Source organism: uncultured Methanofollis sp. (assembly GCF_937919355.1).
In the GTDB taxonomy this organism is placed as follows: Archaea; Halobacteriota; Methanomicrobia; order Methanomicrobiales; family Methanofollaceae; genus Methanofollis.
The window spans coordinates 1-9,850 of record NZ_CALFSA010000092.1 but is presented as its reverse complement, the minus strand read 5'-3'; the positions used below and the strand labels follow the sequence as shown (position 1 = coordinate 9,850).

General features: G+C 58.4%; 8 protein-coding genes. 7 read left to right on the top strand and 1 reads right to left on the bottom strand.

Annotated elements, in window-relative coordinates; genetic code table 11:
* Positions 1–62 precede the first annotated feature (62 nt).
* The 6 genes from Q0520_RS04190 (at position 63) to Q0520_RS04165 (ending at position 7,946) form a co-directional block, all read left to right on the top strand.
* Positions 63–1,550, top strand: a complete 1,488-nt coding sequence (locus Q0520_RS04190) for a 2-isopropylmalate synthase (protein ID WP_298667004.1) — start codon at positions 63–65, stop codon at positions 1,548–1,550.
* A complete protein-coding gene (gene ilvB / locus Q0520_RS04185) occupies positions 1,547–3,217 on the top strand; it encodes a biosynthetic-type acetolactate synthase large subunit (RefSeq protein ID WP_298667002.1) in 1,671 nt (556 codons plus the stop codon). The genes Q0520_RS04190 and ilvB overlap by 4 nt, the downstream gene beginning before the upstream one ends.
* Positions 3,214–3,717: an acetolactate synthase small subunit gene (gene ilvN, locus Q0520_RS04180; protein ID WP_298667000.1), complete on the top strand. Its 504-nt coding sequence runs from the start codon at positions 3,214–3,216 to the stop codon at positions 3,715–3,717. Before ilvB ends, ilvN begins: the two co-directional genes overlap by 4 nt.
* A gap of 627 nt (positions 3,718–4,344) precedes the next feature.
* Positions 4,345–4,962 carry a hypothetical protein gene (locus tag Q0520_RS04175; protein ID WP_298666998.1) on the top strand — a complete coding sequence of 206 codons (618 nt, stop codon included), beginning with the start codon at positions 4,345–4,347 and terminating at the stop codon, positions 4,960–4,962.
* 87 nt (positions 4,963–5,049) lie between these two features.
* Positions 5,050–6,063, top strand: a complete 1,014-nt coding sequence (locus Q0520_RS04170) for a cytochrome c biogenesis protein CcdA (protein ID WP_298666996.1) — start codon at positions 5,050–5,052, stop codon at positions 6,061–6,063.
* Positions 6,064–6,443: 380 nt separating this feature from the next.
* Positions 6,444–7,946 carry a sodium:solute symporter gene (locus Q0520_RS04165; protein ID WP_298666994.1) on the top strand — a complete coding sequence of 501 codons (1,503 nt, stop codon included), beginning with the start codon at positions 6,444–6,446 and terminating at the stop codon, positions 7,944–7,946.
* 25 nt (positions 7,947–7,971) lie between these two features.
* On the opposite strand, the gene Q0520_RS04160 is transcribed toward Q0520_RS04165, so the two are convergent.
* Positions 7,972–8,292: a hypothetical protein gene (locus tag Q0520_RS04160; RefSeq protein WP_298666992.1), complete on the bottom strand. Its 321-nt coding sequence runs from the start codon at positions 8,290–8,292 to the stop codon at positions 7,972–7,974.
* Between the two features lie 463 nt (positions 8,293–8,755).
* On the opposite strand from Q0520_RS04160, the gene Q0520_RS04155 reads away from it, so the two are divergent.
* Positions 8,756–9,850, top strand: a 1,095-nt coding sequence (locus tag Q0520_RS04155) for an NAD(P)/FAD-dependent oxidoreductase (protein WP_298666989.1), incomplete at its 3' end; no start/stop codon positions are given.

Genomic DNA, 9,850 nt, shown 5'->3' with positions numbered 1-9,850 from the left:
TCATAATAGCCAAAATATAAATATCGTCGTCGTTCCATACTGGCCCATGGCAACCACCATGAGTGATTGTTTTATTGGCCGCTAAAGTCCGCTTTTTTGATACCACCCTACGGGACGGCGAACAGACGCCCGGCGTCTCTCTGAAGCCCGCGCAGAAACTTTCGATCGCAACCATGCTCGCAGAGATCGGGGTCGACACCGTCGAGGCCGGTTCTGCCGCCGCATCGGAGGGAGAGAGGGAGGCGATCAGGTTGATCGCAGGTGCCGGACTCTCCGCCGAGGTCGCCACCTTCGTCCGCGCCCTGAAGGTGGACATCGACTATGCCGCGGAGTGCGGCGTCGACTGCGTCCACCTGGTCGTGCCGGCAAGCGACCTCCATATCAGGGCGAAGATGCGGAAGACCCGCGAGCAGGTCTGCACGATGGCATGGGACGCCGTGGAGTACGCCAAAGAGCGGGGCCTCGTCGTCGAACTCTCCGGGGAGGACGCATCCCGCGCCGACCCGGCCTTCCTCGCCCACCTCTTCAGGGAAGGGGTCGAGCGCGGCGCCGACCGCCTCTGCTTCTGCGACACCGTCGGGCTCATGACGCCGGAGAAGACCGCCGGGGTGATCCCCGGCCTCCTCTTCGCGCCCCTGAGCATCCACTGCCACGACGACCTCGGCTTCGCTCTCGCAAACACCTTCGCCGCCCTGAAAGCCGGGGCGTCGGCCGCACATGTCACCGTGAACGGCCTTGGCGAACGCGCCGGGAACACGCCCCTCGAAGAGGTCGTGATGGCCCTGGAGGTGCTCTACGGCACGAAGACCGGGATCAGGACAGAAAGGCTCTACCACCTCGCGACCGAGGTCTCGAAGATGACCGGCGTACCCCTGCCGACGAACAAGGCGATCGTCGGCGAGATGGCCTTCACCCACGAAAGCGGCATCCACGCCCACGGCGTGCTCCGCGAGGCGAGCACCTACGAACCGATCAGCCCTGAACGCGTCGGCAGGACCCGGCGGATCCTCCTTGGCAAACACTCGGGGTCGGCCTCGGTCAGGGCCGCCCTCCAGGAACTCGGCTATGTCTGCGACGAAGTGCAACTTGCGGAGATCGTCGCCAGGGTGAAAAGCCTCGGCGACGAGGGGAGACGGATCACCGATGCCGACCTGATGGCCATCGCCGACTCGGTGCTCAACCTCGTGCGTGAGCCGACGATCCGGCTCAGGCAGGTGACGGTCGTCTCCGGGAGCAATGTCGTCCCCACCGCATCGGTCACGGTCACGGTCAGAGGAGAGGAGGTGACCTGCGCCGCCACCGGCAACGGCCCGGTGGACGCCGCGGTCGAGGCCCTGCGCCGGTCGATCGCCGGCATCGGCGAGATCAGGCTCGAAGACTACCGGGTGGACGCGATCAGCGGGGGGACAGACGCCCTCGTCGATGTCACCGTCTGCCTGAGCAGGGACGGGCGCGTGCTCACCTCGCGGGGGGCGCGGACAGACATCATCATGGGAAGTGTCGAAGCGATGGTTGCCGGTATGAACAGACTTCTCGAGGAGCAAAGATGAAGACAGGAGCAAAACTGCTGGTTGAAAGCCTGCAGCGCGAGGGGGTCGAGACGATCTTCGGCTACCCCGGCGGGGCAGTCCTGCCGATCTATGACGAACTCTATGACGCACCTATCAGGCACATCCTTGTACGCCACGAGCAGGCGGCGGCCCACGCGGCCGACGGCTATGCCCGTGCGTCCGGGCGCGTAGGAGTATGTCTCGCCACCTCGGGGCCGGGCGCCTGCAACCTTGTCACCGGCATCGCCACCGCCTACATGGACTCGGTACCCCTTGTCGCCATCACCGGCCAGGTCCCGACCTTCATGCTCGGGAACGACGCCTTCCAGGAGTCTGACATCACGGGCATCACGATGCCAATCACCAAACACAATTACCTGGTCAAGAGGGCGGCCGACCTCGGCCAGGTGGTGAAGGACGCCTTCTATATCGCGGGCACAGGGCGACCGGGCCCTGTCCTCGTCGACATCCCGAAGGACGTGATGACCACGCAACTCGAAGCGGAACCGCCGATCGGCCGGGCAAAACTGCGGGGATACCAGCCGACCTACGAGGGCCACGCCCTCCAGATCGAGAAGGCGGTCTCCCTCATCGGCGAGGCCGAGAGGCCCCTCCTGTACGTGGGGGGGGGCGTGATTGCATCGGGAGCGTCGGAGGATGTGAGGAGACTCGCCGAACTGATGCTCATCCCTGTCGCGACGACCCTGATGGGCCTCGGCACCGTTCCCTGCGACCACCCCCTCAACCTCGGCATGATCGGGATGCACGGGACGGAGGCGGCGAACTACGCGGTCACCGAGTGCGACCTGCTCATCGCCGTCGGCGTCCGTTTCGATGACAGGGTGACAGGGAAGATCGACGCCTTCGCCCCCAACGCCCGCATCATCCACATCGACATCGACCCGGCCGAGATCGGGAAGAACAAACCGGTTGATATCCCGATCGTCGGGGACGCCGGGAAGGTGCTCCAGAGCATCATCAGGCGGTTGATCAAGAAGGAGGGGCGGGAGACGTGGCTTGCCCGCGTCCGCCACTGGAAGGAGGAGCAGACGGTCAGGGACGGGGACGACGGTCTCTCACCGGCCTATATCATCAGGGAGATGAGCGACCTCCTCGGGGACCACGGCATCGTCGTCTCCGAGGTGGGGCAGAACCAGATGTGGGCGGCGCAGCACTACTGCTTCAGGCGGCCGCGGACCTGGATCTCCTCGGGAGGACTCGGGACGATGGGCTACGGCTTCCCGGCGGCGATCGGGGCGCACTTCGCCAGGCCCGACGAGACGGTCGTCGACGTGGCGGGCGACGGGAGTTTCCAGATGAACATCCAGGAACTCGGCACCGTCGTCCAGTATAAGGTACCGGTGAAAGTGGTCGTCCTGAACAACATGTACCTCGGCATGGTGAGGCAGTGGCAGGAACTCTTCTACGACCGCCGCTACTCGTACACCGAACTCCCGGCCGTGGACTTCGTCGGCATCGCCCGCGCCTACGGGGTCGACGGGATCAGGGTCGAGGAGAGGGAGGAGGTCAGGCCGGCACTCGAGGCGGCCTTTACCACAGATGGGCCCTTCGTGCTCGACTTCAGGATCGAGAGAGAGGCGAATGTCTTCCCCATGGTCCCGGCCGGGGCGGCGATCAACGAGATGATCGGGAGGCGGCAGGCATGAAACTGCACACCATCCACATCCTCGTCGAGAACAGGGCGGGCGTCCTCTCCCGGATCTCCGGGCTCTTCTCCCGGCGGGGCTTCAACATCGAGAGTCTCGCCGTCGGGACCTGCGAGGAGGCGGGGATGAGCAGGATGACCATCGTCGTCCTGGGGGACGACGCCCAGATCGAGCAGGTCAAAAAACAGCTGAACAAACTCATCGATGTGATCAAGGTCTCGGACATCACCGATCAGAGCACGGTCGCCCGCGAACTCGCCCTGATCAAGGTGGCGGCCGAACCCGGCGACACCAGGGCCGGGGTGATGCAGATCGCGAACATCTTCAGGGCCAAGATCATCGACGTCGGCGCAAAGACGGTCATCCTGGAGGTCACCGGCGACTCGGAGAAGATCGACGCCCTCGAAACTCTCCTCAGGCAGTACGGGATCAAGGAATTCGTGCGGACCGGGAAGATCGCCCTCCTCCGGGGGCAGAAGGGGATCAAAAGTATGAAGTAAGCCATCTCCTCTCCAGAGGAGTGACGGCGTCAGAGAGGAATGGATTCTCGGATCCGCCTCTCTTCTCCGTGAACAGAAATACTGACAGGCCGGAATGTTCTGAAAAAATTCTGAAGATCTCTAGAAGGAGATTACTCCGTACTGATCAGCACTCCATGCCCCTGTGTCAGGCAGGTAGAGGGCGCGGCGATGATGAGAATGAACACGGTCTTTTCTGTCGGATAATAGCGAGATGTCTGGAATCGCGATCTGCAACCATATTGTTTGTGATCTGAACGACTCTATGTCGGCTGATCGACAAACAAATTGATCCCAACACATATATAATTATAAAATAATATTCTCTGCCGTGGATGCCCAATCAGGCGTCCCGCAGGGGTCTGGGTGTTTGTACAGAACTGCTCCAGACCCCCACATTGCCCGGAGGCAAAGAGAACATGTGTAATATTCATATTTACGCTTTTCTATGCCTCCGCACGCATGATGTACGGAGGAAAACGAATGACATTGAAACACGGAATGAAGTATCTATCGATACTCGTGGTCGCGATATTTATGAGCGCAGTTATTGCGCCTGTGATGGCGTGTACTCTTTCATCCACCTGAAAATGTGTCGGTGGTGATCAGATGAATTTTGATTCTATTCTCAAAGAGGAAATATGCCGTTCGGTCGTGGTCTATTTCGTATCATTTCTCGCGATTGGAATGCTCATTATATCCAAAGACCTCCCTATCAATTTAGGCCTCACCTTCCCTCTTGCGTTCATAGTGACAGGTGCGATCTGCTGGTTCATGGTCAGGTACAGGAGAAAGGAGCAACTCCTCGATCCCTCCCCCATAGCGATCCTCGCCCACGCCCTCCAGACGCGAAAAAAACCCCGCTCCCATGCTGGCATTACCACCGAAGTCATCCTTGCCATCCTCCTCTATCTCATCTACCTCGTGATCGCCCACGCCAATCCATCCATCCCCTTTCTCTGGATTGCCGTTCTCATCATCGTCTCCGGTGTCCTGATCCATGCCATCTTCAAAGTAGACGGAGAATATCGGGTCACGCCTGTGCGGTGGGCCATCTTTTACCTGGTGCTCTCGGCACTCTTCATTATCCGAGCGCTTGTACTCAGGTACCCGATTGTCCCAATTCTTGTCGTTCTAGGTATCATTGGAGTAGGATCAGTAGCGATCTTGCTCTTGTGGATGTTTTGGATTCAGAAAAATGATCGACTGCCTCCTAGAAGCGAATAGTGAGGAACTGCATAGTTTTGGAGACATTCACAGGATAAAAATAATGATCCATCTAGAATTCCCGCTCGGGAGGCTTTCATTTCGTATATGAGTAATCTTTCAGTTCGTTGGGCATTTGTAACTATTGCGATTGTACTCTTTATTGGTCTGATCCCCTGTGCAGATGCGGCTCCTATCGCAGTAGAATATTATTACATGGATGGTTGTTCTGACTGCGATCATGTCAAACCTCTAATAGCAGAGGTGGACCAAAATCTCAGCGGAACGATTTCAATCACATATATCGACGTCGGCACACCTGAAGGTCTGGAACAGTGGCAGCAGTATGGTTTTCTTGAAGTCCCGGCCCTCGTCGTAAACGGCACTGTAAAAATCCCGAAGGAAGAAATAAATCAGAAACGTCTGGAAACTGAAATTCAACTTTGCCTCACAGGAGAGGAAACAAAAGAGAACGATCTCTCTGTTGACTGGAACATCCCTCTCGCGTATGCTCTGGGATTTTTCTCAGGATTCTCACCATGTCTGATGGCGATATTGGGATTTCTTCTGGTCTATGTCGCCGGTACCGACAAGGGGATGAAGAGTAGTATTCTCAGTGCGGGGGCCTTTGGGTTTGGTCTGGTAACGGCGTATCTCATTATGGGCATCTGTGTATTGTTGATCGGTGTCTCTTTTAGTGGGGCTGAGAAGTACCTGACATTCATTGCCGGGTTGATCCTCATTCTCGTTGGTGCTAACCTGACCGGCATTCTGAAGGTACCTTTCAGTACGGAAGGGTTCATAAAGAGATCCGTACAGAAGTATGCAGCCAGTTTTTTCGGTCTCTTCTTCCTTGGAGTACTTTTTTCTTTTGTAAAAGTGCCATGTGCCGCTCCACTCCTCCTGGTCCTCCTGAGTAAGATCCTCTCAGACGGTACCATCCAGAGCCTCTCTCTCCTGATCTTCTTTGGAGCAGGAGTGCTCACTCCGTTTCTTGGAGTAGGCGTTTTAGGTGGATATGGATCTGCTACACGGATCAGAAATCACAGGAGGATCATCAGAGTCGCAAGTGGGTTGATTCTTATAGGCGTCGGACTGTGGATGGCCTTCAGAATAGGATAATGTGTTCCCTGAGGGAAGTGATCCCCTACACCGTGATCAGAGATCGCCCGCCTCCTCTATCCTGAAAGGTGCTATCACGATGGAAACCCTGTCTTACATAACAGGGCCATCCCCGGATCGAAGCGTCCTCCCCCGCGGGTCTCCCCTCTCTCCCTTCCCCTGCGTGACCCTTCCCCATCCCCCCGGAGTAACGCCTGATTTTCCCCATCCCGGCGAGCACCCCCGCCCGGCACCGATTGTGTTATATGTTAGCATGCCACACGTTAGCATACCACTATGATCGGACTTCCCTTCGAGACGGTTGCAATCGTCGGAACAGCATTCATATCAGTCACTGCCCTCCTCTTTGTCTGGGCATTCCTCTTCAAAGAGGTCGGGGCATGATAGAGTCGATATCCGTAGGGATCATCGGAGTATACTTCCTCGTCCTCCTGGGCATCGGAGCATGGGCATCGAGAAAGATCAAGAATAGCGGCGACTATATCGTTGCCGGCAGGTCACTCGGCTTCTGGGTCTTCACCCTCCTCATGATCTCGTCGATCTGCTCGGGCATGACCCTCCTCGGCGTCAGCGGCCTCGGTTTCACGACAGGATGGCCGTCGATCTGGGAGCAACTCTTCGTCCCCCTTGCGGCGTCCTTCTGTATCATCGCCTTCGGCGTCAAACTCCACCGGATCGGGAAAGAGAACAACTACCTGACGGTCGAGGACTACTTCGCCACTCGTTTCGAGAGTCCACATGCGATGCGGGGCCTCTCGGCCCTCGCCGGCATCATCGTCTCCCTCATCTACCTTGTCGGCCAGTACACCGCCATCTCGATCGTCCTGGTCTGGCTCTTCGGCCTCCCCCACTGGCAGGCGCTGATCATCTCCGGCGTGATCATCACGGCCTACACCGTCGTCGGTGGGCTGTACGCCGTTTCATGGACGGCAGTGATCCAGGGAGGTCTCCTGATCGTCGGCGTCCTCGTCATGGCCCCGGTCCTGATCATGAAGGCCGGCGGCATGACGCACATCAACGAAGTGATGGCAGGGATAGACCCGACCCTCGTCCAGCCGTACCTCACCGAGGGCATGGCCTTCACGCCCGAGTTCCTCTTCTCCTTCGGGCTGATGCTTGTCGTCGGTCTTGCCTGCGCCCCGCACGTCATCAACAACGTCCTCGCCGCAAAGGAGGAGAAATACTTCAAGTGGTCTCCCCTGATCGCCTTCGCCGTCTACGGCGTGGTCATGCTCCTCGTCAAGTTCGCCGGCTTTGCCGGGCGCGTCCTCGTCGAAGAGGGGAAGATCACCCTCCCGGCCGTCCCGAATGCGCAGGACTATATCTTCATCTCAGGGCTCGAATACGCCATGCCCAACATCTGGGTCTGGTCCTTCTTCGCCGTCATCGTGCTCGCGGCCGTGATGTCGACGACCGATCGCCTGATGCTCACCATCGGGACGATGTTCTCCTGGGACATCTGGAAGAACATCTTCAGGCCACAGGCGAGCGACAGAGAGGTCCTCCTCATCTCCCGCGTCACCGTCTTCCTTGCGGCGGCCGTGACGCTTGTCCTCGCCATCAACCCACCGGAGATGCTCGCCTGGCTGATGTGGTCGGGTATCGGGATCATGCTCTCCACCTTCGCCGTGCCCCTCCTCGCCGGGCTGTACTGGCGGGGTGCGACCCGTGAGGGCGCCCTCGCCTCGATGGCGACAGGTCTCCTCTCGGGCTCAGTGCTCGGCTACTGGTACTACGTGGTCGACAAACTCCCCCTCCACTTCAGCCTCTATGCCGTCGTCATCTCGGCGGTCGCCATGATCGCGGTCAGTCTCGTGACGCAGAAGACCGATGCAAAGGTGCTGAACGCCACCCTCACCGGCGGGTTCATCCAGCCCAGATAATACTCTTTTTTTATCGGTCCTTCTTTCAGACCGCCGTATCCAGGATCACCTCCGTCCTGCCGTCGAAAAAGATTGCAGTGACGATAACGTGGTCAGGCCCATCAGTCGCTCCGGCAGGGCTCGTGTAGGTGAAACCCGGCTTCGGGTGTTCCTCCCGGCCGTCGAGTCGTTCTTCACGGGTGTTCCTGAAAGTCCACGCGATCGCCTCGACGTGGCCCTCGCCGATCCCGCCATTATAGGTGATCCTGATGCAGTCGTCCGCTTCGGCCGCCTCTGCCGTCAGGTCTGGTCTGACGACGCAGGGCATCGAATGACCGAGTTTGATGGCATAATACCCGAAAATCACCGTGACTACAAGTGTCAGTACAAAAAAGACAGCGACAGTACCGGACAGGTATAGCGTACCCTCGTCTGAATAATACACCGCACTCCCCCCGGTTGCGTGCGTACGGCGGCATATCGCAAGTAATAATATATAAATTGATCTTCAGTGCAGTTGAGTAAATGAACATCATGGGAGATTTTTGTATAAATATCTGGTTAAAAATAGACTATCTGATTTTATAATCTCTCAAAATATTTCTTAATGAATTCAGAATATTTTTATGATTTTTAAAAAAATTCAAGAAGATAAAAATCATCCAAATGGGCGATGGGAATACCCGCGCTATGTCCGGGGCGTTGCACCGGTACAGATAGCAGGGGCAGGGGACCACGGCCGGGATGTCAAATCCAGATGAGAATACCTCGATATCCTACCGACCTCTCCTATGAACAATCATATATCACCCGACCGCGAATCTTATGGCGTGAAAACGGCGATACTGGGCGGCGGGCTGACAGGGGTGACCCTGGCCAGACTGCTCCGGGAGAGAGGCGAAGATGTGGTCGTTCTCGAAGCGGAGCCAGAATATGGGGGGCTCTGCCGGTCGAAGACCATCGACGGCTTCACATTTGACACGGGCGGATCGCACATCATCTTCTCCCGGGACGCCGGGGCCCTCGCGTTTATGAAGGAGGTGCTCGGGCGGAACCGCACAGAGAGGCACCGGAACACGAAGATCTTCTACAAGGGGAAATATGTGAAATACCCCTTTGAGAACGGCCTTGCAGACCTCCCGAAGGACGACCTCTTCCTCTGCATCAACGAGTTCGTAAAAACTCTCATCAAAGCGGAGAAAGGGGAACTCCCCGCCCCCCGGAACTTCAGGGAGTGGATCGTCACCACCTTCGGCGAGGGTATCGCCGACTGCTACATGGTCCCGTACAACAGGAAGATCTGGAAGTTCCCGCCCGAGGAGATGTCCACTCACTGGGTTGACGGGCGGATCCCGCGGCCGCCGGTGGAGGACGTGATCAAGGCGGCGGTCGGGATCGAGACCGAGGGCTACACCCATCAGGCCGTCTTCTCGTACCCGGAAGAGGGGGGCATCGAGGCGCTGGTCCGGGCCATCGCCGCCCCTGTCGAGGACGCGATCAGGACGGGTTTTGTGGTCAGGTCGGTGAGAGAGGAGGGGGGGGCCTTCGTGATCAGCGACGGCACGGAGGAGGTCAGGGCGGAGAGGTGCATCTCCACCATCCCCCTCCAGGCCCTCCTCCCCTGTCTTGAGGGTGTGCCGGAGACGGTGGCGGAGGCCTGCCGGGCTTTACGGTACAACTCTGTCGCCTGCGTCTGCATCGGCCTGAAGGGGGAGGTCCCGCCGTACTCCTGGGTCTATGTCCCGCAGGAGGAGATCGGCCTCTTCAACCGCATTTCCTTCCCCTCTGGCTACAGCGACGGGAACGCCCCCGGAGGGTGCAGTTCGGTCCTCGCCGAGATCACCTACAGGGACGGCGACGCGGCCGCACAGATGGACGACGGCGCCCTCATCGACCACACCATCGCGGGCCTGATAAAGATGGGC

Coding starts and splice junctions, on each gene's coding strand:
- ilvB (WP_298667002.1), top strand. CDS start 1,547: ATGAAGACAGGAGCAAAACTGCTGGTTGAAAGCCTGCAGCGCGAGGGG.
- ilvN (WP_298667000.1), top strand. CDS start 3,214: ATGAAACTGCACACCATCCACATCCTCGTCGAGAACAGGGCGGGCGTC.
- Q0520_RS04175 (WP_298666998.1), top strand. CDS start 4,345: ATGAATTTTGATTCTATTCTCAAAGAGGAAATATGCCGTTCGGTCGTG.
- Q0520_RS04170 (WP_298666996.1), top strand. CDS start 5,050: ATGAGTAATCTTTCAGTTCGTTGGGCATTTGTAACTATTGCGATTGTA.
- Q0520_RS04165 (WP_298666994.1), top strand. CDS start 6,444: ATGATAGAGTCGATATCCGTAGGGATCATCGGAGTATACTTCCTCGTC.